Origin of the sequence: Nocardia grenadensis (assembly GCF_050942415.1) — a bacterium.
Lineage (GTDB): Bacteria > Actinomycetota > Actinomycetes > Mycobacteriales > Mycobacteriaceae > Nocardia > Nocardia grenadensis.
Genome location: NZ_CP192054.1, coordinates 1,625,698 through 1,650,488 on the forward strand (window position 1 = coordinate 1,625,698; position 24,791 = coordinate 1,650,488).

The window sequence follows — 24,791 nt, forward strand, 5'->3', positions numbered from 1 at the left end:
CCCCGCCGCGATCAGATATTGGCGCCTTTGGTGCGGTTACAGCCGCGGCACAGGATCTGCAGGTTGGCCGCGCTGGTGGCGCCGCCGCGGCTGAGCGGGATCACATGGTCGAATTCCAGGTAGTGGCTGTCCCCGCATTCCACGCAGCGGCCGCCGTCGCGCTGCCACACCTCGGCTTTCACCTCCTGCGGGATACTGCGCGAATCCCGTTGGCCGGGGGCCAGGACCAGACGTTTCGCAATACGCAGCGCGCCCTCCAGCGCGGCCGCGAGGTATTCCGGGTCGGTGACGGCGAAAGTGGCGCCACCGCGGGCCGACGTCGCCGCGACCACTACGGTGTCGTATTCGGCGGCCACCGAGACGATTCGCGACCACGGCAGTTCGACGCCCGCCCCCGTACCCACGAAACGTAGCTTCTTGGTGCTCACGATCAATCGGCCGTCGGTGTGCTTGGGCCCGCGGGCCAGCTCTCGGATATGGGTGGCATCGACATCGAGATACACCAGTTCCTCGGCGTCCAGATGCAGACCCGGCGTGGCGATGGCGGGCAGATCACCCTCCCGCAATCGCGACAGCGCGCGTCCGCGTGTCATCCGCGACCGCAGCTCGTCGATCAGGGGGCCGCGCAGACCGAGCTCGGTGACGGCGTATTCGACCTCATCGAATTCCTCGGCGGTGATCTGCCCGTCGGCGAACGCGAAGGCGACCCGGCGCTCCACGTACTGCAGGGCCGCGGGTTGCAGCGCGGCGTGGGCCGCGGCCGCGTCGATGCGCTGATAGCGCAGGGAAGCCCACAGTGCCTCCCACTCCGGGCCGCGCGGCCCGGACGAGGCGAGCAACCGGGCCGCCCGGGTGTGCCAGTGGATGAGGAATTCCTCGATCTCCGCCGCACAGGACGGGCACGGGTGATGACCGCCGAAGACCCGGCGCCGCCGGCGCGCGCCGCAGCGGTCGCAGTCGTGGGCGTGCGGGCGCACGGCGGGACGCCGGTCGGCGGTCCAGCGTTCCCCGTCCCACCAGCGCAGCCGTACCGGGTCCTCGGGGTCGGGGTACCAGTCGGCGCGGCCGGGTTCGGGCGGCGGAGGCAGGTGTACCGGCTCGGTGGTGGCGAGCCGGCGCAGTGACACCGTGCCGGGGAGCTGCCGGGTGGGCTGTCGTTCGGCGAAACGGTCCCAGGGTGCGGCGGGGGCCGTGGCGGGCGGGTTCTCGTCGAGACGGTAGTGGGCGTTGCCGGGATGTGCCCCGGGGGACGCGGTGCGGGTGCCGTTCCCGGTGGCGGTCCGGTCCGGGCCGCGGCGGGGGGTCGCACGGTCACCGGTTGGATCGTCGGTCGCCGTACCGGTGCGGCGGTGCCCGGGATCGGCGGGCCGATCGAGGACCGCGGTACTGCGGTCCCCGGCCGGTCGCAGTAGTTCCGTGGCGTCCTCGCCGGCCGCCCGGGCCGAGCTCTCGCCGCGAAGCGCCGGCGGGGCGGTCCGGCGTGCCGCCGGAGCCTCGTCGACCTGGATGCCGAACTCGGTGATCAGCCCCGCCATCCCGGCGGCCCAGCCCTGCCCGACGGCCCGGAACCGCCAGCCGTCGTCCCGGCGATAGAACTCGCCGAACATCATGGCCGATACCGATTCCGAATCGTCGACGGTGAACACCGCCACCGGGCCGTCGACCGCGAAGATCGTGAGCGTGACCTCGCCGAGATCGGTGAAGGTGGCCTCCTCGAGTGAGCCCGACACCACGATGCGGTCCACCTCGGCCTCGGTACGCGGCAGCGAAACGCTCAGCCGGGCCGTGCCCGGATCGGGGTCCTGGTCGAGGGTGACGGCCTGGGATATGTGGCGGGGTGCGTTGTAGAAGACCAGATCCCGGTCGCCGCGCACCGATCCGTCGCTGCCCAGCAGGAGGGCGTGCGCGTCCACCGTATGGTCCGACCGCCAGGAAATCACCACGGCCAGAAGCGATGTCGGTATCGGCGTATTGGCGCCCTTGCTCAGTTCCATCGTCGTCGAACTATGCCATGTGCCGCCGACACGCCCGTAGGTGTGCAGGTCGTAGCGGTTCTCGTCATCGATGCGGCAGAGTTGTCGCATGACCGATCCGGGGCAGCCGGGGGACAAGCGGCCGGGGGCCCGGCGGGTGCCGTCACCCGCCGATGTATTCGCCGCCGCGCAGACCGCGGTGGACGCCGCGCAGTCCGCCGCCGGTCAGGCCCTGGAAGCCGCCCAGCTGACCGCCGGCCAGGCCTTCGACGCCGCGGTGCGGTTGCCACCGGCGTCGGCGCAGCTCGCCGCGCAACTACCCGATGTGCTGGAGAATCTGTCCAGTGCCATCGACCGGCTCAATGCCACCATCGACCGGCTCGACCGCACCCTGGCCCTCGCCGATCCCGCGTTCGCCGCCTACGACCGGCTGCTGCCGCGGCTGGAGGCGATGATCGCGCTGGGGGAGGATCTGTTCGGGGCGCTGTCCCGGTTGCCCGGAGTCGGCCGGCTCGGCCGGATGGCCGGTCTCACCGCGACCGGACCTCCGGAACCGGAACCCGAACCGAAGAAAAGGTCCCGGCGCCGGTCCTGAGCGCTCAGGCCGGGTCGAGGGCCCGGCCGTTGTAGGGGGTGTCGTGGGTGGTGCGGTCGTGGACGGGGCGTACCTGCACCTCGGCGTCGTCGAAGGTGATCTGTGCGTTCTTGTTCGCACTGAGCAGAATCAGCACCAGTTGATCGGCGATCCGTCCGGCGGCCTCCCCGCTGGGATACCGCCCCAGGACCCGGACACTCGGTCCGACGGTGCCGCTGCCCCGGTCGTAGTCCCATTGCCCACTGCCGGTCGCCACCGCCAGCCGGGCCACGACCTCGACGGCGCCCGGACCGTCGTGTGGGCCGCGTTCACGTACCGATTCCGTGCCGATCTCGATGATCTGGTCGGCCCGAAGCCAGTCCCCACCATGTGTTCTCACCCAGAGCTGTGCCATCGCTCCATTGTCGCGCTGTTCGCCGGATCGGGCCGCTCGTTTCCGATGGCCCGCAATACTTCTCGGGCCGTCGCGGCGCTCATCCGGCCGCGGTGACCCCGGTGGCCGGCGCGGTGGCGGCGACCGGGCCGGTGGCCAGGGCGCGGTACACCGCCGCGGCCTTGAGCAGCATCTCGTCGTATTCCGCCGTGGCCACCGAGTCCAGCACGATGGCGCCGCCGGCACCGATCTGCCAGGTCCCGCCGTAGCGCACCGCGGTGCGGATGACGATATTGAGGTCGGCTGTGCCGCCCAGCCCCAGAAACCCGATCGTCCCCGAATACACGCCGCGCGCGCGGGTTTCGAGGGTGTCGATGAGCTGCATGGTCCGGATCTTGGGTGCCCCGGTCATGGAACCTCCGGGGAAGCAGGCGCGTAGACAGTCGATGACCCCGGTGTCGGCGCGCAGGGTGCCGCGCACGGTCGAAACCAGCTGGTGCAGGGTCGAGTAGGTCTCGGTGGCCAGCAGCTCGCGTACCCGCACACTGCCGATCTCGCAGACCCGCCCGAGATCGTTGCGCAACAGGTCCACGATCATCACGTTCTCGGCCCGGGTCTTCGGGTCCTCGGTCAGCGCGCGGCGCAGCTGTTCGTCCACGATCGGGTCGGGGTCGCGGCGGGCGGTGCCCTTGATCGGTTTCGTCTCGACGGTCCGGTCGCGGTCGATCTTCAAGAAACGTTCGGGGGAGGAGCAGGCGATCTCCAGATCGCCGAACCGCAGGTAGGCCGAGTAGGGCGCGGGATTGGCCCGGCGCAGTGTGCGGTAGACGTCGAGCCCGCCGGAAGTGGCGGGGAAGACGAGCTGGTCGGTCAGCGTGATCTCGTACGATTCACCGGCCCGCAGGGCGGCCCGGCAGTCGGCGATATCACGCAGGTAGCGCGTCCGGCCGCGGACCAGGTGTTCTTCCAGGCCCGCGGTATCGCCCGCCATGGTGATCGGGGGCGGATTCGACCAGGTCGGCAGTGTCTCCAGGATCGCCGCGGTGGCGCGCAGCCAGGTCTGCGCCGCGGCGCGGCCGGAATCGTCGGCCAGGGCGAGCAGATACGTGCGCCCGGCGAGATGGTCGACGACCACCACCCGGTCGGCGAAGATCCACTGGGCGTCGGGCGCCGGGGCACGGTGTGCCGCGGACCCGCCGCAATCGGCCTTGACCTCGTAACCCAGGTAGCCGACATAACCTCCCGCGAAATCGAACGGGAAGTCGTCCGGCAGCGGCACCATCCTGGCCCGTAGCGCTGCGGCCAGATGATCCAGGATGGTGCCCCGTTCCTCGCGGACGGCGCCGTCGGCGGTGCGGACGGTAACCGTACCGCTGCCGACCCGGTAGCCGATCACCTCGGCCAGCGGGCCCGAGGCGTCGCCGAGGAACGAGAAGCGGTCCATCCCCGGCTCCACATGCTCGCTGTCGAGCCAGAAGGCGGCGGGCGCGGTGCTGCACAACCGCAGGAAGGCGGTCTCGGTATCGACGGCCCGTTCGAGTACGCGGTGCTGGAGGGTCACGGAGAAAGACATCGTGGCCCGAACCCTACGCCGCGGACGGGTAACGAACTGTCGTCGGTTGCCCGCAGTTTATCCGGGCGGGTGGGGCACAATGTCAGGCATGTCTGTTGCGCAGCCGGTAGGCGTGGATCGTGAGCACGTCGACTTCACCGTGGTAGGGAACTGGATGGACGAGCGAGGGCTCGCCGGCGGTGAGTTCCGGGAGGTGAAGGCGCTCGGCGGCGGCACGCAGAACATCATGCTGCGTTTCACTCGGGGCGGCCGCGACTACGTACTGCGCCGCGGCCCGGCGCATCTGCGCCCGAAGAGCAACGAGGTCATCCGCCGGGAGGCGCGGCTGCTGGGCGCGCTGGCCGATACCGATGTCCGCGCCCCGCGGGTGATCGCCGCCGAACCCGATGAGTCGGTGCTGGGCGCGGTCTTCTATCTGATGGAGCCGATCGAGGGCTTCAACCCGCAGAACGAACTGCCCGCCCCCTTCGCCGAGGACCCGGAGGCCCGACGGCAGATGGGCCTGTCGGCGGTGGAGGCCATCGCTCGGCTGGGCGCGCTGGACTATCGGGCGCTGGGCCTGGACGACTACGGCAAACCGGAAGGGTTCCTGGAACGGCAGGTCGGTCGCTGGACCCATGAGCTGGAGTCGTACGCGTCGAACGAGGGCTATCCCGGCCCGCGAATCCCGGGTCTGGACGCGGTGGCGGATTGGCTGGAACGCTACCGACCGGCCGAATGGACCCCCGGCATCCTGCACGGTGACTGCCATCTGGCGAACATCATGTTCTCCTACGAGCGGCCCGAGGTCGCGGCCCTGGTCGACTGGGAGATGTCGACCATCGGTGATCCGCTGCTGGATCTCGGCTGGCAGATCGCGACCCGGCCCGAACCGGGCACCTCCGGTGCGGCGCTGATCGGCAAGCTCGGCGAGGCCGGTGCGCTGCCGACGAGCGCGGAGATGGTCGAGCACTACGGCAAGTTCTCCGACCGGGACCTGAGTGCCGTCACCTGGTACACGGTGCTGGCCTGCTTCAAACTCGGCATCGTGCTGGAGGGCACCTACGCGCGGTCCTTCGCGGGCAAGGCGCCGAAGCGGGTCGGTGAGTTCCTGCACGCGAATACGCTCGAACTCTTCGCGCGGGCGCGCGGACTCATGGAGTGAGAACAGGTTTCATAAATCCGATCCGTCCGGTGTGTGCCGGTGCTTCTCCCGGCCCGAGCCGGGCGGTATCGCGGCGGGCTCTTCGTAGGCCGGGTCCCGCGGGTATCGGCGGTGGAAGTGGACGATTCGTGAGTTGCTCGGCGGGCGGCCGGCGGTGGGTTTCCACTGTCGGCCGCTGCATCATGGTCGGTCGACCAGTTCTCCCGGGAAAATCTTCGCCAAACCACTAGAACGTGTTCCAGTTCGTATCGTAGTGTGGAGGCCGTCACATGAAAGCCCGCGCATGCGAGAGGTCGGACACGAATGAAGACGAAGGGCGCGATCCTGTGGGGGATCGACGAACCGTGGTCGGTCGAGGAAATCGAACTCGGTGACCCCCGCGCCGGTGAGGTGCAGATCCAGCTGGAAACCGCCGGAATGTGCCATTCGGATCACCATATGGTCACCGGTGCCACCCCGATGCCGTCGTTCCCGGCCATGGGCGGCCACGAAGGCGCGGGTGTCATCACCAAACTGGGCCCCGGCACCCCGCCCGACCTGGCCGTCGGCGATCATGTGGTGCTGTCGTTCATCCCCGCCTGCGGCCGCTGTCCGGCGTGCGTATCGGGGAATATGGCCCTCTGCGATCTCGGGATGGGCCTGCTGTCCGGGCAGTCCATCAGTGACGGCAGCTACCGCATCCAGGCCCGCGGCAAGGACGTCATCCCGATGTGCCTGCTCGGCACGTTCTCGCCGTATATGACGGTGCACTACAGCTCGGTGGTCAAGATCGATCCGGAGATCCCGTTCGAGGTCGCCTGCCTGGTCGGCTGCGGTGTGCCCACCGGATTCGGCTCCTCCACCCATGTCGCCAATGTGATGCCCGGCGATACCGTGGCCATCGTCGGCATCGGCGGTGTCGGGATGAGCGCGCTGCAGGGCGCGGTGCTCTCCGGGGCACAGAAGGTCGTCGCCATCGACCCGAATCCCTGGAAGCTGGAGCAGGCCAAGAAGTTCGGCGCCACCCACACCTACACCGGCATGCCCGAGGCGATCATGCCACTGATGGAGGCGACCGAGGGCCGGATGGCCGACAAGGTCATTCTCACCATGGGTGAGATGCAGGGCCAATACATCGAAGAGGGTCTGATCCTCACCGCGAAGGCGGGCACTCTGGTCGTCACCTCCATGGGCCGGATGGACGCCGCCGATGTGAAGATGAACAACTTCCTGCTCTGCATGCTCCAGAAGACGGTCAAGGGCTGCATCTTCGGTGGCGGCAACGCCCGCCAGGACATTCCGCGGCTGCTGTCCATGTACAAGGCCGGCCAGCTGAATCTGGACGATATGGTCACCCGCAGCTACTCCCTGGAGGACGTCAACCAGGGCTACAAGGACATGCTGGACGGCAAGAACATCCGCGGCATCATCAAGTACACCGACGCCGACCGCTGATCGGCGAGTGTCCCCCGCGCGTTCCCGGGTGGGCCGCCCCCTCACCGGCCCACCCGGCTCGCCCGCTGCGGCGCTCTGATTTCTGCATATCCGAGGTACCTCGCTCCCCGGCGCCGCCGGTCACCGGGGCGGGCCGACGCGTGCGGCCCGTCGGCGCGTACCACCTGGTGATCTGCTCCGCCGCAGCGCATTTGCGGCACCCGGGCCGACCGTCGGCCCGCGGTGGCATCCCACTGCTCGCCGGCAACGGCTCGGCCGGGTTCCGCGGCCCCGGTTCCGTCTCGTAACCTCGGGGTGTGCGCGCACTCGAGCAGATCCAGGAATGGCCGGTCAGGCATGCCGCGGCGGGTGTGATCACCCGGGACGGGAGCTGGTCGGCCGGTGAGACGGACCGGGTCTACCGCCTGGCATCGGTCACCAAACCCCTGGCCGCCTACGCGGCGCTGGTCGCCGTGGAGGAGGGGGCGATCGAGCTCGATCAGCCCGCCGGCCCGCCCGGCGCGACCGTCCGGCACCTGCTGGCACACACCTCCGGCGTGGCTTTCGACACCGCCGATATCCTGGCCCGCCCTGGTGCCAAACGGATCTATTCGAGCGCTGGTTTCGAACTGCTGGCCGACACGGTCGCCGAACACACCGGTATCCCTTTCCCGGAGTACCTGCGCGAGGGCGTCTTCGAACCGCTGGGCATGGTCGATTCGGAGTTGACCGGTTCGGCCGGGCACGGCGCGAATTCGACTCTCGCCGACCTGTTGCGTTTCGCTGCCGAACTTCTCCAACCGCGCCTCATCTCGGCGCAGACCCTCGCCGAGGCGACCAGCGTCCAGTTCCCGGGCAGCGACGGTGTGCTGCCGGGCTTCGGCTCGCAGCGGCCCAACGACTGGGGCCTGGGCTTCGAGATCAAGGACGGGAAGTCGCCGCACTGGACCGGTAGCACCAATTCGCCCGAGACCTTCGGTCATTTCGGGCAGTCCGGAACGTTCCTGTGGGTGGACCCGCGCCCCGGTGTGGCGTGTGTGGCCTTGAGCGACGAGAATTTCGGTGACTGGTCGCGCGAAGTATGGCCTCCGTTCAGTGATTCGGTCATTGCGGAGTCAACACTTGCCCGCAACACGGCAGGCAAGTAACACGTGTAACACCGGGCACTCGAGTACACTCGGGCAACGCCTTTTCGACGGACCCGTTGGGGAAGACGAGCATCGTCGAAACCGGAGGTGTACGTGGTGCGCGGATCGTCCCGATACGCGGAGGCAACGGCGGGTGTGGTGTACATCCACTCGTCGCCCGCCGCGCTGTGCCCGCATATCGAATGGGCGCTCGCGGCCGCTCTCGGCGCTCCGGCCGCCCTGCGCTGGACGGCGCAGCCCGCCGCCCCCGGCCAACTCCGGGCAATGACCGAATGGTTCGGCCCCGCCGGTACCGCATCCCGTATCGCGCAGTCGCTGCGTTCCTGGCCGGTCCTGCGTTTCGAGGTGACCGAGGATCCCAGTGAGGGAGTCGACGGGGAACGGTACAGTTTCGTGCCGTCGCTGGGCCTGTGGCACGGCTCCACCAGCGCCAACGGGGATGTGATGGTGGGGGAGATGCGCCTGCGGGTCCTGTTGCAGGCCGACCGGGAACTGGGCCGGTACGCCGGGTTCGATCTGGCAGGCGAACTGGACCGGGTGCTGGGGACGGCCTGGGACGAGGAGTTGGAGGTCTACCGGACCGGCAGTGAGGGCGCCGAGGTCACCTGGCTGCGTCGCGAAGTGGGCTGACCGGCGCGCTCGCCGGACGGTCGGGTCGGCCGACGAGTTATGGACAGTTCGTTACATAATACGTTAGGGTCGGCGCATGGCCAGACCCCGCAGCTTCGAACACGAGAAGGTGCTCGCGGCCGCCATGAGTCAGTTCCAGCGCGCCGGGCTGCACGCCACCAGTGCGGAGGATCTCTGCCGGGCGACGGGGCTGGGGCGCAGCAGTCTGTACAACACCTTCGGTAGCAAGGACGAACTCTTCGCGCAGTGCCTCGATGCCTATCTGGCGAGCAACCTGACCCGCGCGCAGGAGATCGTCGGTGACGGTTCGCTCGGCACCGTCGAACGTATCGAGGTGCTGTTGCGCCGGGTCGCGGCCGAGGAGGCCGAACGGGCCGAGTCCGGGTCGCCGCGGGGTTGCCTGGCGGTGAACACGGTGGCCGAACTGGCCGACGATCCCGTGCACGAGAAGAGCGTCGAGCGGATCGGCCGGGATACTGCCGCCCGCTTGGACTTGTTGAGCGCCGTCCTGCGGGCGGGGCAGGCCGCCGGAGAGGTCACGACAAGCGTTTCCGCCGAAGGGCTCGCCGCTTTCGTGAACTCGGCGGTCGCGGGCCTGCGCATCTCCTCGCAGGGCCGGGTCGCGGCCCCGTGGTCCGGGGAGATCGTCACGGCCACACTGCGCGCGCTGCGCCCGGATCCGGCGAACGACTGAACCGCTCCTGGATTCGGGGTTCCAAGGCGACAGATAGGTCCTGGCCGCGTTCGTGCGGTGGCAGTCGTGCGACAACACTGTCGGACGGTCGGTATTCCGCCGACACATTATGTGCGCGAGTCCTTCTCGCGTGCACGGATGGCATACTCGGCACCGCGTGAACGCGACCGGGGGAGATGAAGAATGACAGCATCGGACGCCGTCGACATCACCGAACTCGGTGTGATCGGCGCGACGCGGTTCTCCTTGGCTTTGACGAATCGCCCGTGGGAACTCGATATCGATACGATCGCGGTGTCGGTGGGAGCCGGGGTCGGCTCGCTCGGGAGTGCGTTACGTGAGGCATATCCGGACGCGGCCTGGAATTCGATCCGATACGAGCTTATCGACGCCCGCCGTCCACGATTCTTCGCGCTCTCGTCCACGAGGCCGGAACAGGCGCTCCTCGTCAACCCGCGCGAGTCCGGCGGTGACGAGAGCGCGTTGTCGGACGACGTCCTCCGGCTGGCCGTCCAGGAAGCCATCCGGACCGCGGTCGGCGGCGGCACCCGGGTTCTCGGCCTGCCACTGTTCACGGCCGGGATCCTGAACCGGCCCGAGACAGAGGTCGCGGCGGTGGTGGTCGCCGCCGCAGTGGAATCCGCGTGGGATCCGCCCGGGCAGCGATTGGACGGTGTCGTCTTCTTCTGCCGTGAGCGGAGCGAGGTGGCGGCCATCGCGGCGGAGTTCGCCCGATCGGTACCCGACCTGTCCGGTGGCCTGGCCGGTAGCCTGTCCGCCGATCTGGTCGATCCGAATATCGGGATCCCGCTGGACCGTGACCAACTCGGCGTCGCACCATATGTGTCCATGCTGGCCACAGTGATCGCCGACCGTGCGACACCACTGCCGCTGTCGGTCGGCGTCTTCGGGGCGTGGGGTTCGGGCAAAAGCTATTTCATGGCGATGCTGCGGGACCGGATCGAGGGACTGGCCGGAACCGGCGAACGGTACTGCACCGAGATAGTGCAGATCGGTTTCAATGCGTGGCATTACACGGACAGCAATCTGTGGGCCAGTCTCGGGGACGAGATCTTCCGGCAGCTCGCCGGCGCCGAGCCCGGTTCGCGGGAGCGGGCGGAGCGGATCCGCCGGGAGCTCGCCCACCGGGTCGACCAGCGCAGACAGCTCGAGATCGCCACCCGGGAGGCGGGCGATACCGCGGCGGCACTGCGCGCGGAGATCGACGAGGCCACGGCGACCCGTGAGACGACCGCCGGCGACCTCCTGGTGGCGCTGCGCAACTCCGAGTCGTTCCGGGGCCGCGTCGACGGCCTGTGGCGCCGGCTCGGCATCACCGACGACGCCGCCCGGGCCAGATTGCTGGCCGAGGAGATGCACGGCACCCTGACCGAAGCCGAGGCGCTGCGGCGGGTCCCGGCCGATCGGCGCGGCCGGATCGCGCTGGCGGTGGCAGCCGTCCTGTTGCTCACCGGCCTGCTGGCCGCGGTTCTCGCGCCCGGCCTGCGGGACTGGCTGACCGGGGCCGTCGCGCTCTTCGGTGCGTGCGCCGGCACCGGGGTCGCGCTGCTCGTCCGGGCGCGCGCCGGATTGCAGACACTGCGGGAGATCGCCGGGGAACTGCACACCGGTATGCGCGGCGCGGCCGACGCGGCGGTGGCCGAACAGATGTCGGACACGCTGGACCGGCTACGGGCCGCCGAGGCGCGACAGCAGGTGGCGCAGGCGCAATTGGACGAGGTCGTCACCCAGGTGGGCGAACTCGGCCGGCAACTCGCCCAGCTCGCGCCGGGGCGGCGCCTGCACGGTTTCATCGCCGACCGGGCGCGCAGTGACGACTACTCGGGAAGTCTCGGGCTGGTCTCCACAGTCCGCAAGGATTTCGAACAGCTCGTCGAACTGATGGTGGAATGGCGGGCGAGCGACCAGGAATGGGACCGGTCCCGGCGGCCGGTCGACCGGATCGTCCTCTATATCGACGATCTGGACCGGTGCCGGCCGGCGCAGGTGGTCGAGGTATTGCAGGCGGTACACCTGCTGCTGGCCTTCGAACTGTTCGTGGTCGTGGTCGGTGTGGACCCGCGGTGGTTGCTGCGCTCGCTGCGCAGCAGCTACTCCGATCTGCTGGCGATGGACGCCGATGACGACCCGGACGCGTTCGGACGCACCCCGGAGGACTACCTGGAGAAAATCCTCAATATCCCGCTCGTCCTACCAGCGATGTCGTCGCACGGCCTGGGCCGCCTGCTCCGCTCGATCAGTGGACCCGATCCCGTACCTGCCCCGACGGTGGAGCCGGTCGAGGACACGCCACCGCCCGTACCGGCGCCGCCGACGATCGAGCCCCGGACCGCCGGCGTGATCACAGTCGAACGCGGATCCGAGGTCGACCGGCAAGAACAGGACGGGCTCCGCACCCCGCCACCACGTCCGATGACCGAAGCCGAGATCGCCCTGCTCGCGGCATTGGACACACTGATCGAGACACCCCGCGAGGCGAAACGTCTCGTCAACCTGTACCGGATGGTCCGCGCCACCCGCGATCTGTCCGAGGCGTCCCGCTTCCTCGGATCCGACGGGCAGCCGGGCGAATACCAGGCCGTCATCATTCTGCTGGGCCTGCTCACCGCCGGTACGCAACTGCTCGGCGTGGTCCTCGACGGACCGCCGAGGACGGGGGACGGGGTCGACGGTGGACTCGCGCACCGACCACCCGGCACCCCGCTGCAGCGGTTCGTCGCCGACCTGGAACCACGTTCCCACGACGATGGATGGACGAATCGTATCGCCGGAACGCTGCCGCCGGGCCGGATCGGACAGTGGCACCGGCTGCACGAGGGGCTCGCGCGGGTAGCGGGAGCCACCGACCTGACCGACCTCACCGCGTTGCAGCTGTGGCTGCCGCGGGTGCGGCGTTTCTCCTATGTGCTGCCTGCCGTGGGCAGCCGGGGAGTCGCGCCGTAGTTGCGTGTGGGTTGACCCGAAAAGCCGCAGCGGGCCCAACCTGCGTCGGACAGCCGGCCGGGATGGCAACGTATCCTCCCTGTATGGGTACCGTCACCCTGGACGTTCTCAGCGATGCGACCGATCATCATGGTCGGCGGAAACCAGCAGTGCACCGGCCGAGCGGACCGGCTCTCCGGCGAAGGGTCAGTGCGCGGTGACGGCTTGCGTCGTACACGACTATCTCGGGGGAGGAATTCTCCACACGGTCGCCACGCTGCCCAGCGGCGAGACGGTTTCGCATTACCTCAATCACATCGACGGACAGACTGTCGACCTGACCGCGCAGCAGTTCCCTCCTGGCACCGGATTCACGTCACCGATACCCAAGACCAGGGGAATGCCGTCGACGCGGGAATACTGTCTGTCCTACGACGGCACACGCAGACGGTACGAGCTGCTCAGCGCACGTGTAGCGGAATCTCTTCGGATCGCCCGCCGGTCATGATCGGGCAGTCCCAATCCCCAACAGCTCCTTTTCAACTCCGCCTCCTCGTCGGACGGCAGCAATGTGCTGAGCGGGACCTGCAATGCTGTCGCTACGCGTCACAGGACGCGGATATCGTAAGCGGCGGGGCCGTCGTGCTCGAGCTGCGATACGGCGGGTTGGGTGAAATGGATGAGCGCCCCGAGCTCTGACTGAGTGAGGCCGCCGGACTTGCGTATTCGCCGGATGGTTCCGCCGATGGTCACAGAATCCCGTCCTCCGTTCCGTTGTGCCGCAGGCATTGTCGGTACCTCGCGCGGGATGGATTCTGACCCAAGGGTCTCGCGCCCGATCGCACGATATACCGATCTGCACATATTTCAGAAGAAGAGGCATATCTGTCGCTGTGCCAGTCGATTTCCGGGATCTACGTTCTCTCTGGTCCCCGGCGCCGGGACGACGCCGCCGCACCCCCATGCGTGGCGCACCGCCTGGCCGACGGGAGGCAGTCGGTGGCGAAAAGCCCCCGGTGCCGGGTGCCGAACCACCACGGAACTTTGGACGGGGCGAACAATGGGCGAAACACAGCGAGCAGTCGGGCTGGTCCGCAAGGACTTGGATGGACACAGCGGTGCGGATATCGGCAAGCTCGCGGAGCGGCACTGGTATCGCATGGTGTGGACTGTGTTCCTCGATACCGGGCCGCTGGCCTCAGCGCTCATCGTGGTCAGCACGGTCTATGAGCACAACGCCTCGGCGGTCGTCGTGCCGTCGTTCGCACATGTGGACGCGTATCGGGACGCCGTCACCGACGTGGCTGTGCTCATTACCCCCATGCGGCTGTATCCACGGGGGTTCCATCGGCCCACCACAGCTCCGGAACCCGGCCAGGACGAACGTAGCGCGGATGACCTCCCTGGGCTTGTCGGTTGCCGCCGGGATTCCGCTCCTCGTGCTGCTGTGGTGCCTGATCTGGCCGACGCGCTGAGAGGCCACACCATTGTGGACCGCTGGTAGTTGAACAGACGACGACGGTCGTATCTGCGGGAAGCTCGGTGCTCCGGAATGCCGAGTACGAGGGGTGGGTCCACCTTGGTGGCGGTCGCGGTCAGGACGAGGTCGGTTGCCGCTTCTGCTCCGGAAGCCGATCGATGAGCGACTAGATCTCGAGGGCGCCGGCAATACCCGAACCGAGTGGTTCATCCAAGTGAGGACCCGTGCGCTTCGATTCGTGCGAATCGCAGGTACCTCAGTGCTGTGCTCATACTGGTGGGCGCAGAGGGGTTCGAACCCCCGACCGCTGGTGTGTAAAACCAGAGCTCTACCGCTGAGCTATACGCCCGGACCCCCGGACAGTGTCCGAGGGGAACGGTCTATGAATCTAGCGCGGCGAGCGCTTTCTCCCAAGCCGCCTGGTCACGGGGCTCTCCGGGGCCGTTCATCTCCGCGAATCGGATGATTCCCTCGCGGTCGACGACGAAGGTGCCGCGGTTGGCGAAACCCGTCACGTCGTTGAAGACGCCGTACTGCTGGGCCACTGCGCCGTGCGGCCAGAAGTCCGACAGCAGCGGGAAGACGTAGCCCTGTTCGGCCGCCCAGATCTTGTGGGTGGGCGGCGGGCCGACGGAGATCGCGAGGATCTCGGTGTTGTCGTTCTGGAACCGCGGCAGTTCGTCGCGGACCTTGCACAGCTCGCCCTGGCAGATGCCGGTGAAGGCGAGTGGGTAGAACACGATCAGGACGTTCTTCTCGCCGCGGTAGTCCGCCAGCGAGACTTCCTGATTGTTCTGGTCCTTGAGGGTGAATTCCGGCGCCTGGGCACCGACCTCTATGGGCATGAGGGTCCTCCGAATCTCGGGTGCGCGCACCCCGGCCCATGGGGTGCGCGGAACAGTTGTGGGCGGCTCAGCGCTGCTTGGTGGGGGCCTTGGGCTGCACCAGCCGGCTGGCGGACCATTCACCGAGTTTGATGGCGGAGGTCTGGGTGAGCCCCGCGGTGGGTGCGGCCTCGGCGATCTCACTGGGATCGACATGGCCGGCATTACCGGTCTTGGGGGTGAGCACCCAGATGAAGCCGTCGTCGGCGAGTGGGCCGATCGCCTCCATCAGCTCGTCGACCAGGTCACCGTCGCCGTCCCGCCACCACAGCAGGACGACATCGATGACCTCGTCGGAGTCCTCGTCCAGCAGTTCACTGCCGGAGGTCTCCTCGACGTCGGCCCGGAGGTCGTCGTTGGTGTCCTCGTCCCAGCCCAGCTCCTGGACAACCATGCCGTGGGTGATGCCAAGCTTCTGAGCGAAATTCTGATCGTCCGCCGCGGCGACCACGGTGGCGTCCTCCTCAACTCCCGACTACAGATATCTGCAAGCGAACATGGTTATCGGCCCTAACGCAAGCCGATCGGGTGGATCGAATTTTCTATGTCGTCCGAAACCGCTGGTGACGGGCGATCCGGGTTACTTGGGGCAGGCATCGCGTACCGCGTTGCGCGCGTCGTTCACGCGCTTGCTGGCGTCGTTGAGCGGTCCGACGGGGGAGGTGTAGGTCATCTCCCGGGTGGCCTGGGCGAGGGCCCGGGCCGAGTCGACGTAGGCGACGAACTTCGTCCGCAATTCCTCGGGCAGCTGCGCGCCCGCGGTGTTCACTCCGCCCTCGACCTGTTTGGCGGCGTCCTCGAGCGCGGTGACGGCGCCGTCGCGTTTGGCGTCGTAGTCGGGGGCGTCGTTGTCGTGGGCGTCGACGAACTCGTTGTACTTGCTCACCCCGACCCCGGTGGTGCCGGGGAAGAGGGTGCAGTTGTCGGAGATGGCCTTGTCGCGGGCGGCCGCGATCTGGGACGAGGTGGCGGCGGCGGACGAGGACGAGGCGTATTCGCGATAGGAGGTCGCCTCGGCGGCGTTCGGTGTCGCGATACCTTCGACCTGCTGCGCGCAACCGGCCACGGCGGCGCCGGCGACCAGGGCCGTCGCGGCGCATACCAGCCCGAACCGGCGCGGGTCCAGCCCTTCCATCGTCCTCCCGACTCCTCGGTAACCGCAGTGAGACGTGCCTGTCGAACGGTACTGGATCGGCGGCTGACATGATGATGTGGGACGTGCCACGCGAGTGCGTGGGTACGCCCGGAAAAGTCGTCACGAGTGATCCGCACACCAGCGGGCCACTCGGGGTCACCGCAGCCATCAGCTCGACCACCCCCTGTACGAGGAGCAGTTTTGACCGATCTGATCCACTCTGGCGTCCCGGCGGAATCCGCTGTGCCGGGTTCCGCTCCCACCCCTCGCGACGCCCACGGTGCGCCCGCCGGTGGCCGAGTCCGTGTGATTCGTGAAGGAGTGGCGTCTTACCTACCGGATATAGATCCGGAGGAAACCAGCGAATGGCTCGAGTCGTTCGACGAGATGCTCGAGCGCGAAGGTCCCGGCCGGGCCCGCTACCTGATGCTCCGGATGCTCGAACGCGCCGGTGAGCGACGGGTCTCCATTCCTTCGCTGACGTCCACCGATTACGTCAACACCATCCCGACCGAGAACGAGCCCTGGTTCCCCGGCGACGAGGAGACCGAGCGGCGCTTCCGGGCCTGGATCCGCTGGAACGCGGCGATCATGGTGCACCGCGCGCAGCGGCCCGGTATCGGCGTCGGCGGGCATATCTCCACCTACGCGTCCTCGGCGGCGCTCTACGAGGTCGGGTTCAACCATTTCTTCCGCGGCAAGGACCATCCCGGCGGCGGCGATTCCATCTTCATCCAGGGTCACGCCTCGCCCGGTATCTACGCCCGCGCCTTCCTCGAGGGCCGGTTGAGCACCGATCAGCTCGACGGCTTCCGCCAGGAGTACAGCCACGGCGGCCTGGGCAAGGGCCTGCCGTCGTATCCGCATCCGCGGCTGCTGAGCGATTTCTGGGAATTCCCGACGGTGTCGATGGGCCTGGGCCCGATGAACGCCATCTACCAGGCCCGGTTCAACCACTACCTGCACGATCGCGGGATCAAGGACACCTCCGAGCAGCATGTGTGGGCGTTCCTCGGCGACGGCGAGATGGACGAACCCGAATCGCGCGGTCTCGCCCATGTGGCGGCCATGGAGGGTCTGGACAATCTGACCTTCGTGGTGAACTGCAACCTGCAGCGCCTCGACGGCCCGGTCCGCGGTAACGGCAAGATCATCCAGGAACTGGAGTCGTTCTTCCGCGGCGCCGGCTGGAATGTCATCAAGGTGATCTGGGGCCGGGAGTGGGACGCGCTGCTGGGCGCCGACCGCGACGGTGCGCTGGTGAACCTGATGAACAGCACGCCCGACGGCGACTACCAGACCTACAAGGCCAACGACGGTGCCTACGTCCGCGACCATTTCTTCGGCCGCGACCCGCGCACCAAGGCGCTGGTGCAGGATCTGTCGGATCAGGAGATCTGGAACCTCAAGCGCGGCGGTCACGACTACCGCAAGGTGTACGCGGCCTACGCGGCGGCGCTGGCGCACAAGGGCCAGCCGACGGTGATCCTGGCCAAGACCATCAAGGGCTATACCCTCGGCAAGCATTTCGAGGGCCGCAATGCGACCCACCAGATGAAGAAGCTGACCCTGCAAGACCTCAAGGACTTCCGCGACCTGCAGCGGATCCCGATCAGCGATGCCGAGCTGGAGAAGGACCCGTACCTGCCCCCGTACTACCACCCGGGCCCGGAGACCAAGGAGATCCAGTACATGCTGGATCGCCGCAAGGCCCTGGGCGGGTTCCTGCCGGAGCGGCGTACGAATATCGCACCGCTGAAACTGCCCGGCGACGAGGCGTACAAATCGGTGCGCAAGGGTTCGGGTAAGCAGAACGTGGCCACCACCATGGCGCTGGTGCGGCTGATGAAGGAACTGCTGCGCGACCCCGAGATCGGCAAGCGCATCGTGCCGATCATCCCGGACGAGGCCCGCACCTTCGGTATGGACTCGTGGTTCCCGTCGCTGAAGATCTACAACCGCAACGGCCAGCTCTACACCTCGGTCGACGCGGAACTGATGCTCGCCTACAAGGAGAGCACGGTCGGGCAGATCCTGCACGAGGGCATCAACGAGGCCGGTTCCACCGCGTCGTTCACCGCGGTCGGTACCTCCTACGCCACCCACGGCGAGCCGATGATCCCGCTCTACATCTTCTATTCGATGTTCGGGTTCCAGCGCACCGGTGACGGGCTGTGGGCCGCGGCCGATCAGCTCGCCCGCGGTTTCGTCCTCGGCGCGACGGCCGGCCGGACCACCCTGACCGGTGAGGGTCTGCAGCACAACGACGGCCATTCGCTGCTGCTGGCGGCCACCAACCCCGCGGTCGTTTCCTATGATCCGGCGTTCTCCTTCGAGATCGCCCATATCGTGCGCGACGGCCTGCGCCGGATGTACGGCGGTACGCCGGGCGTGGACGGGTTCGGTGGAGAGAACATCTTCTACTACCTCACCCTGTACAACGAGCCCTACCAGCAGCCCGCCGAGCCCGAGAATCTCGACGTCGACGGTCTGCTCAAGGGGATCTACCTGTACAAGAAGGGTGGCGCGGGTGATGTCCGGGCGCAGATCCTGGTCTCCGGTGTCACCGTGCCCGACGGCCTGCGCGCCCAGCAGCTGCTGGCCGATCACTGGGGTGTGGCCGCCGACGTCTGGTCGGTGACCTCCTGGGGCCAGCTGCGCCGGGAGGCCCTCGAACTCGAGATCGAGGCGCTGCACCACCCGGGTGAGGACGCGGGGCAGCCCTACGTGGCACGGGCGCTGGCCGAGGCGCAGGGGCCGTTCGTGGCCGCCACGGACTGGATGCGCGCGGTACCGGATCAGATCCGTAAATGGGTCCCGGGCGACTACACCACGCTCGGTACCGACGGATTCGGGTTCTCCGACACCCGGCCCGCCGCACGCCGGGTCTTCAATGTCGACGCGGAATCCATCGTGGTCGCCGCCCTGGCGGGACTGGGCCGGATCGGCAGGCTGGATCCGGCGAAGGCCGCCGAGGCCGCCGCTCGGTATCGCATCGACGATGTGTCGGCGGCGCCCGAGTTCACCGCCGGCGGGGCCGGAGACGCGGAGTGACGGCGGTTCGATGATCGAACGCAGACCACCGCGTCCGCGCCGGGTCTCCGAGGGCTCCAGCGAGCACGAGGTGTACCTGCCGACCGGCGCGCTGTCGCCGAACCGGCAGAACCGCGATCCCTTGCCGGACACGCTGCTCAAACGCGTCAAGCAGTTCTCCGGGCGGCTGTCCACCGAAGCCGTTGGGTCGATGCAGGATCGGCTGCCGTTCTTCGCCGATCTGGACGCCGCGCAGCGTGCCGGCGTGCAGATGCTGGTGCAGACCGCGGTGGTCAACTTCCTGGAATGGCTCCAGGACCCGGATAGTGATATCCGGTTCAGTATGGATGCCTTCCAGGTCATTCCGCAGGATCTGGCGCGGCGGCTGACGCTGCGCCAGACCGTGGACATGGTCCGGGTCGCCATGGATTTCTTCGAACAGTGGCTGCCCGCGCTGGCGCGGAACGACCGGCAGTTGGTCGCGCTCACCGAGGCGGTTCTGCGATACGGGCGTGAGCTCGGTTTCGCGGCCGCCTCGGTGTACGCCAGCGCGGCCGAATCCCGGGGCGCCTGGGATACCCGGCTGGAAGCGCTGGTGGTGGACGCGGTGGTGCGCGGCGATACCGGTTCCGACATGCTCTCCCGGGCGGCCACCCTGAACTGGGACGCGACCGCCCCCGCGACGGTCCTGGTCGGTACGCCGCCGCGGGATCAGGGGGTGTCGGTGGTCGGCGCGGTGCACACCATCGCCGCCCGGCACGGCCGGGCGGCGCTGGCGGTGGTCCAGGGCTCCCGCCTGGTGATGGTGGTGAGCGGCCCGCTGGGCGACGCCCTGCGCAGCTCGCCGTTTATGGACGATCTGCTCACCGAGGCGTTCTCGGACGGCCCGGTGGTGATCGGGCCGACCACGCGCACCCTCGGCGCGGCGCACAGCAGCGCCCTGGAGGCGCTCGCCGGCATGGAGGCGGTGATCGGCTGGCGGGAGGCGCCGCGCCCGGTGCACGCCATGGAATTACTGCCCGAACGCGCGTTGCTCGGTGATCGAGCTGCGGTCGACGCGCTCGTCGAGTACCTTGTCCTACCGTTGGCTTCTGCCGGTTCCGCCCTGGCGGACACCCTGGATGCCTACCTGGATTGCGGTGGTGCGGTCGAGATGTGCGCGCGTCAACTGTACGTTCATCCAAATACTGTGCGTTATCGCCTGAAGCGGATCGGGGAAGTAACCGGTCGTGATCCGCTCAATCCGCGGGATGCGTATGTGTTACGAATCGCCGCCACCGTGGGTCGTTTGACACGAACACGTAACGAATCGTCATCACAAACCTCAGAGGACTCTTTTGTCCCATCGAACAAAGACGGGCTGTAACGCGAACCCCGATTCGGTCGATTCGGACACGCCACGCGGGCTTTTGTGGAGACCATACAAAACCTGTCCGAAAGCTTCATTCACGTCGACATCTCGCAAACGCCGTCTCACAGTGTTTTCTTAGGTACGTGATCGCGTTGTTCGCCCCTGGACAGGGCTCTCAGACACCCGGCATGCTCGCGCCCTGGCTCGACCTGCCAGGCGCTCGTGACCGCCTCGCGCTGTGGTCGAAGGAATCCGGTCTGGATCTCATCCGGCTCGGGACCGAAGCGGCCGCCGAAGAGATCACCGACACCGCCGTGACCCAGCCGCTCGTGGTGGCCGCCGCGCTGCTCGCCTTCGCCGAGATCGGCGATCAGCGGGTGCCGGCCGACACCATCGTGGCCGGACATTCGGTGGGCGAACTCGCCGCCGCGGCGGTCGCCGGCGTGATCTCCGCCGACCAAGCAGTTACGCTGGCAGCCATCCGCGGTACCGAGATGGCGAAGGCGTGCGCACTGGAACCGACCGGTATGTCCGCGGTGCTCGGTGGCGACGAGGCCACCGTGCTGGCGCGGCTCGACGAACTGGAACTGGTCCCGGCCAACCGCAACGCCACCGGTCAGATCGTGGCGGCGGGACGCCTGGACGCACTGGCCGAACTGGCCGCGAATCCGCCGGAGAAGGCCCGCGTGCGAGCGCTTCCCGTGGCGGGCGCGTTCCACACCGAGTTCATGGCTCCCGCCCAGCAGGCGGTAGCGGCGGCGATCGCCGAGATCACCCCGCACGAGCCGACTCGGCCCTTGCTGTCGAACGCCGACGGCAAGCCGGTCGAGTCCGGCGCGGACGCGGTGGCTAAGCTCGCCGCGCAGGTCACCCGGCCCGTCCGGTGGGACCTGTGTACCGAAACCGTCCGGCAGGCCGGTGTTTCGGCGGTGGCGGAGCTGCCACCGGCGGGAACCCTCGTCGGCATTGCCAAACGGGAACTCAAAGGCACCCTGAACCTGGCGCTGAAGACCCCGGAGGACCTCCCCGCGCTCGCCGAGCTCACGAGCTCCGGCTAGCTTGCCTACGGCCGTGTTTCCGACGAACCCTCGACGGGAGCACGGCACCGGGTCGACGTAACCGTGCGTCGTCTCGGCCCGAAGAAATATGTAGAGCCCTACCGAGAAAAACAAGAAGGGAGCCACGAAGTGGCCGCTCTGACCCAGGAACAAATCGTCGAGGAACTCGGCAAGATCATCGAAGAGGTTACGGGTATCGAACCCTCCGAGGTGACCGTCGAGAAGTCCTTCGTCGATGACCTGGACATCGACTCGCTGTCCATGGTCGAGATCGCGGTTCAGACCGAGGACAAGTACGGGGTCAAGATCCCGGACGAGGATCTGGCCAGCCTGAAGACCGTCGGCGACGCCGTCGCCTACATCCAGAAGCTCGAGGCGGAGAACGCGGACACCGCCGCCGAGCTCAAGGCCAAGTTCGACAACGCCGAGTAGGGCCGAAACCGTGACCACTCCTTCCACCTTGAACGGGAACTTCCCGAATGTCGTCGTCACGAGCCTGGCGGCGTCCACGTCGATCGCGGGTGACGTCGATGCGACGTGGAAGGGTCTCCTCAACGGCGAGAGCGGCATCGACGTTCTCGAGGATTCCTTCGTCGAGGAATACGACCTACCGGTCCGCATCGGCGGCCATCTGAAAGTTCGTCCCGACAGCCTGCTGAGCCGGGTCGAGATCCGCCGGATGGCCTACGTCGAGCAGCTCGCGACCGTGCTCGGCCGCGAGGTCTGGCGTAATGCGGGCAGCCCGGAAGTCGATCCGGATCGGCTGGGTGTGGCCATCGGCACTGGACTAGGTGGCGGTGACGCGCTCATCGATTCGGTCGACAAGCTGAAGAACGGCGGATATCGCAAGATCTCGCCGCTCGCTGTTCAGATGGTCATGCCGAACGGGCCGTCCGCCGTCGTCGGTCTCGAGCTGCAGGCCCGGGCAGGAGTGGTCACTCCGGTCTCGGCGTGTTCGTCGGGCTCGGAAGGTATCGCCAACGCGTGGCGCATGATCGTCATGGGTGATGCCGATATGGTCGTCACCGGCGGCGTCGAAGGTTTCATCGACGCCGTGCCGATCGCCGCGTTCACCATGATGCGTGCGATGAGCACCCGCAACGACGACCCGAAGGGTGCTTCGCGTCCCTTCGACTCCGACCGCGACGGCTTCGTCTTCGGCGAGGCCGGCGCGCTCATGGTCATCGAAACCGAGGAGCACGCCAAGGCGCGCGGTGCCACCATCCACGCCCGGCTGCTGGGCGCCGGTATCACCTCCGACGGTTTCCACCTGGTCGCGCCGGATCCCGAAGGCACGGGCGCCGCCCGCGCCATGACCCGGGCCATGCAGACCGCGGGTCTGTCCAAGCAGGACATCACCCATATCAACGCCCACGCCACCGCCACCCCCATCGGTGACACCGCCGAGGCGAAGGCGATCAACAAGGCCGTCGGCAACCACGCCTCGGTCTACGCGCCCAAATCGGCGCTCGGACATTCCATCGGCGCCGTCGGCGCACTGGAGTCCGTGCTCACCGTGCTGGCCATCCGGGACGGTATCGTGCCGCCCACCCTGAACCTGGAAAACCAGGATCCGGAGATCGACCTCGATGTGGTGAAGGGCGAAGCCCGCCGCCAGGAGATCGAGTACGCGATCAACAATTCGTTCGGTTTCGGTGGGCACAATGTCGCGCTCGCCTTCGGCCGGGCCTGACGGTCCGACCGAACTGTTCGACGACCCATAGACGGGGCCGCCGGGTTTCATCCGGGCGGCCCCGTCCGGGCTTCGACACCAAGTGGCCCGCGTCTCGGGCGCACATTTTCGAGGAGGAACGCGATGACGACTATCGCTCCGGCCCGCCATCAGGAAACTGCGACCGATCCGCGTGATCCCCTCGGGCGGCTCCAACGCTTCTTCGACCCCGGCACCGTGCTGCCGCTGCACGCGCGCGACAAGTCGGGTGTGCTCGCGGCCGTCGGTGAGGTCGACGGCGTCCGCACCGTCGCCTACTGCTCCGATGCCACCGTGATGGGTGGCGCCATGGGCGTGGAGGGCTGCCGGCATATCGTCGACGCCATCGACACCGCCATCGATTCCGGCGCGCCGGTGGTGGGCCTGTGGCATTCCGGAGGCGCCCGGCTCGCCGAAGGTGTGGAGGCCCTGCACGCGGTCGGCCAGGTCTTCGAGGCCATGGTCCGCGCCTCCGGCCGGGTCCCCCAGATCTCGGTGGTACTCGGCTTCGCGGCCGGTGGCGCCGCCTACGGCCCCGCGCTCACCGATATCGTGATCATGGCCCCCGAAGGTCGCGTTTTCGTCACCGGCCCCGATGTGGTGCGCAGCGTCACCGGCGAACAGGTCGATATGGCCACCCTCGGCGGCCCGGAAACCCACGGCAAGAAATCCGGCGTCACCCATATCGTCGCCGACGACGAAGCCGACGCCGTGCACCGCGCCCGCCGCCTGGTCTCGATGTTCGCCGAACAGGGCGAATTCGACCTCGTCGCCGCCGAACACGGCAATATCGACCTGCAGGCCATGCTCCCGGCCTCGGCCAAACGCGCCTACGACGTCAAACCGCTGGTCCACGAACTGCTCGACAATGTCGACGGCGAATCCAGCTTCGAAGAACTCCAGGGCGGCTACGCCCGCTCCATGGTGACCGGCCTCGGCCGCCTGGCCGGCCGCACCGTCGGCGTTCTGGCCAACAACCCGCTGCGGCTCGGCGGCTGCCTGGACTCCAAGAGCGCCGAGAAAGCCGCCCGGTTCGTGCGCCTCTGCGATGCCTTCGGCATCCCGCTGGTCGTCATCACCGATGTCCCCGGCTACCTGCCCGGCGTCGGCCAGGAATGGGACGGTGTGGTCCGCCGCGGCGCCAAACTGCTGCACGCCTTCGCCGAAGCCCGGGTCCCGCGGGTCACGCTGGTCACCCGCAAGATCTACGGCGGCGCCTACATCGCCATGAACGCCCGCTCCCTCGGCGCCACCGCGGTCTACGCCTGGCCGGGCTCGGAGGTCGCGGTGATGGGCGCGAAAGCCGCGGTCGGGATCCTGCACAAGAAAGCCCTGGCCGCGGCGCCGGAAGAAGAGCGGGAAGCGCTGCACGAACGGCTCACCGCCGAACACGAGGCCATCGCCGGCGGGGTGGAGCGGGCGGTGTCGATCGGGGTGGTCGACGAGGTCATCGACCCGGCGCATACGCGCAGCAAGATCGCGGCCGCGCTGGCGGCGGCGCCTTGCCGGGCCAGCCACCACAAGAACATCCCGCTGTAATTTTGGCGCCGCCTGCGGCGTCGCGGGGTTGAGGCCCCCTTGGTCTCGCCGTTCAGCCGTCGAGACTCGCGCCTACGGCGCATGCACTTCGACAGCTGAACGGCGAGACGGGCC

The 24,791-nt window shown here is 68.0% G+C and carries 22 protein-coding genes and 1 tRNA gene; 15 read left to right on the forward strand and 8 right to left on the reverse strand.

Features of this window, described 5'->3' with window-relative positions:
• Nucleotides 1-11: 11 nt before the first annotated feature.
• Nucleotides 12-2,084 carry a TerD family protein gene (locus ACQPYS_RS07280; RefSeq protein WP_433492076.1) on the reverse strand — a complete coding sequence of 691 codons (2,073 nt, stop codon included), beginning with the start codon at nucleotides 2,082-2,084 and terminating at the stop codon, nucleotides 12-14.
• Here ACQPYS_RS07280 and ACQPYS_RS07285 point away from each other — a divergent pair.
• Nucleotides 2,083-2,568 carry a hypothetical protein gene (locus ACQPYS_RS07285; protein ID WP_433492077.1) on the forward strand — a complete coding sequence of 162 codons (486 nt, stop codon included), beginning with the start codon at nucleotides 2,083-2,085 and terminating at the stop codon, nucleotides 2,566-2,568. The two genes, ACQPYS_RS07280 and ACQPYS_RS07285, sit on opposite strands and share 2 nt — an antisense overlap.
• 4 nt (nucleotides 2,569-2,572) lie before the next feature.
• Here ACQPYS_RS07285 and ACQPYS_RS07290 read toward each other — a convergent pair whose 3' ends face one another.
• Together ACQPYS_RS07290 and pabB are read right to left on the reverse strand one after the other, a co-directional pair.
• Nucleotides 2,573-2,962 (reverse strand): hypothetical protein, encoded by a 390-nt coding sequence (locus ACQPYS_RS07290; RefSeq protein WP_063037613.1) that lies wholly within the window; start codon nucleotides 2,960-2,962, stop codon nucleotides 2,573-2,575.
• Between the two features lie 79 nt (nucleotides 2,963-3,041).
• On the reverse strand, nucleotides 3,042-4,514 hold the full coding sequence (gene pabB, locus ACQPYS_RS07295; protein ID WP_433492078.1) for an aminodeoxychorismate synthase component I: 1,473 nt from the start codon (nucleotides 4,512-4,514) through the stop codon (nucleotides 3,042-3,044).
• Between the two features lie 79 nt (nucleotides 4,515-4,593).
• Here pabB and ACQPYS_RS07300 point away from each other — a divergent pair, with 79 nt between their 5' ends.
• The 7 genes from ACQPYS_RS07300 (at nucleotide 4,594) to ACQPYS_RS07330 (ending at nucleotide 12,994) form a co-directional block, all read left to right on the forward strand.
• Nucleotides 4,594-5,658 (forward strand): phosphotransferase family protein, encoded by a 1,065-nt coding sequence (locus tag ACQPYS_RS07300; protein ID WP_433492079.1) that lies wholly within the window; start codon nucleotides 4,594-4,596, stop codon nucleotides 5,656-5,658.
• A 303-nt stretch (nucleotides 5,659-5,961) separates the two neighbouring features.
• On the forward strand, nucleotides 5,962-7,092 hold the full coding sequence (locus tag ACQPYS_RS07305) for an NDMA-dependent alcohol dehydrogenase (protein ID WP_433492080.1): 1,131 nt from the start codon (nucleotides 5,962-5,964) through the stop codon (nucleotides 7,090-7,092).
• A 296-nt stretch (nucleotides 7,093-7,388) separates the two neighbouring features.
• Nucleotides 7,389-8,219 (forward strand): serine hydrolase domain-containing protein, encoded by an 831-nt coding sequence (locus ACQPYS_RS07310; RefSeq protein ID WP_433492081.1) that lies wholly within the window; start codon nucleotides 7,389-7,391, stop codon nucleotides 8,217-8,219.
• 96 nt (nucleotides 8,220-8,315) lie between these two features.
• Nucleotides 8,316-8,849, forward strand: coding sequence for a DUF3145 domain-containing protein (locus tag ACQPYS_RS07315; RefSeq protein WP_433492082.1), 534 nt, complete (start codon nucleotides 8,316-8,318; stop codon nucleotides 8,847-8,849).
• 76 nt (nucleotides 8,850-8,925) lie between these two features.
• The gene (locus tag ACQPYS_RS07320; protein WP_431938594.1) at nucleotides 8,926-9,543 is read left to right on the forward strand and encodes a TetR/AcrR family transcriptional regulator; all 618 of its coding nucleotides are present in this window, start codon (nucleotides 8,926-8,928) and stop codon (nucleotides 9,541-9,543) included.
• A gap of 183 nt (nucleotides 9,544-9,726) precedes the next feature.
• Nucleotides 9,727-12,507 carry a P-loop NTPase fold protein gene (locus tag ACQPYS_RS07325; protein ID WP_433492083.1) on the forward strand — a complete coding sequence of 927 codons (2,781 nt, stop codon included), beginning with the start codon at nucleotides 9,727-9,729 and terminating at the stop codon, nucleotides 12,505-12,507.
• Entirely contained in the window at nucleotides 12,467-12,994 is a 528-nt protein-coding gene (locus ACQPYS_RS07330) for a YunG family protein (protein WP_433492084.1), read from the forward strand. Before ACQPYS_RS07325 ends, ACQPYS_RS07330 begins: the two co-directional genes overlap by 41 nt.
• 98 nt (nucleotides 12,995-13,092) lie before the next feature.
• On the opposite strand, the gene ACQPYS_RS07335 is transcribed toward ACQPYS_RS07330, so the two are convergent.
• Nucleotides 13,093-13,239 (reverse strand): helix-turn-helix domain-containing protein, encoded by a 147-nt coding sequence (locus tag ACQPYS_RS07335; protein ID WP_433492085.1) that lies wholly within the window; start codon nucleotides 13,237-13,239, stop codon nucleotides 13,093-13,095.
• Nucleotides 13,240-13,546: 307 nt separating this feature from the next.
• Between ACQPYS_RS07335 and ACQPYS_RS07340 the strand changes: the two genes are divergently transcribed.
• On the forward strand, nucleotides 13,547-13,990 hold the full coding sequence (locus ACQPYS_RS07340; RefSeq protein WP_433492086.1) for a hypothetical protein: 444 nt from the start codon (nucleotides 13,547-13,549) through the stop codon (nucleotides 13,988-13,990).
• Nucleotides 13,991-14,240: 250 nt separating this feature from the next.
• On the opposite strand, the gene ACQPYS_RS07345 is transcribed toward ACQPYS_RS07340, so the two are convergent.
• From ACQPYS_RS07345 to ACQPYS_RS07360, 4 genes are all read right to left on the reverse strand, one after another.
• Nucleotides 14,241-14,315 (reverse strand) — tRNA-Val (locus tag ACQPYS_RS07345).
• A gap of 31 nt (nucleotides 14,316-14,346) precedes the next feature.
• On the reverse strand, nucleotides 14,347-14,811 hold the full coding sequence (locus tag ACQPYS_RS07350; protein WP_063037596.1) for a peroxiredoxin: 465 nt from the start codon (nucleotides 14,809-14,811) through the stop codon (nucleotides 14,347-14,349).
• A gap of 67 nt (nucleotides 14,812-14,878) precedes the next feature.
• Entirely contained in the window at nucleotides 14,879-15,301 is a 423-nt protein-coding gene (locus ACQPYS_RS07355; protein WP_063037586.1) for a DUF3052 domain-containing protein, read from the reverse strand.
• 129 nt (nucleotides 15,302-15,430) lie between these two features.
• On the reverse strand, nucleotides 15,431-15,985 hold the full coding sequence (locus ACQPYS_RS07360; RefSeq protein ID WP_030524043.1) for a hypothetical protein: 555 nt from the start codon (nucleotides 15,983-15,985) through the stop codon (nucleotides 15,431-15,433).
• A 243-nt stretch (nucleotides 15,986-16,228) separates the two neighbouring features.
• On the opposite strand from ACQPYS_RS07360, the gene aceE reads away from it, so the two are divergent.
• The 6 genes from aceE (at nucleotide 16,229) to ACQPYS_RS07390 (ending at nucleotide 24,677) form a co-directional block, all read left to right on the forward strand.
• On the forward strand, nucleotides 16,229-19,039 hold the full coding sequence (aceE, locus tag ACQPYS_RS07365) for a pyruvate dehydrogenase (acetyl-transferring), homodimeric type (protein WP_218020785.1): 2,811 nt from the start codon (nucleotides 16,229-16,231) through the stop codon (nucleotides 19,037-19,039).
• Between the two features lie 10 nt (nucleotides 19,040-19,049).
• Nucleotides 19,050-20,384 (forward strand): PucR family transcriptional regulator, encoded by a 1,335-nt coding sequence (locus ACQPYS_RS07370; RefSeq protein WP_063037946.1) that lies wholly within the window; start codon nucleotides 19,050-19,052, stop codon nucleotides 20,382-20,384.
• 128 nt (nucleotides 20,385-20,512) lie between these two features.
• Nucleotides 20,513-21,427, forward strand: coding sequence for an ACP S-malonyltransferase (locus ACQPYS_RS07375; protein WP_433492087.1), 915 nt, complete (start codon nucleotides 20,513-20,515; stop codon nucleotides 21,425-21,427).
• A 129-nt stretch (nucleotides 21,428-21,556) separates the two neighbouring features.
• Nucleotides 21,557-21,859, forward strand: coding sequence for a meromycolate extension acyl carrier protein AcpM (acpM, locus tag ACQPYS_RS07380; RefSeq protein WP_030524039.1), 303 nt, complete (start codon nucleotides 21,557-21,559; stop codon nucleotides 21,857-21,859).
• 10 nt (nucleotides 21,860-21,869) lie between these two features.
• On the forward strand, nucleotides 21,870-23,120 hold the full coding sequence (locus ACQPYS_RS07385; protein WP_063037580.1) for a KasA/KasB family beta-ketoacyl-ACP synthase: 1,251 nt from the start codon (nucleotides 21,870-21,872) through the stop codon (nucleotides 23,118-23,120).
• A 123-nt stretch (nucleotides 23,121-23,243) separates the two neighbouring features.
• Nucleotides 23,244-24,677 (forward strand): acyl-CoA carboxylase subunit beta, encoded by a 1,434-nt coding sequence (locus ACQPYS_RS07390; RefSeq protein ID WP_431938590.1) that lies wholly within the window; start codon nucleotides 23,244-23,246, stop codon nucleotides 24,675-24,677.
• Nucleotides 24,678-24,791 lie beyond the last annotated feature (114 nt).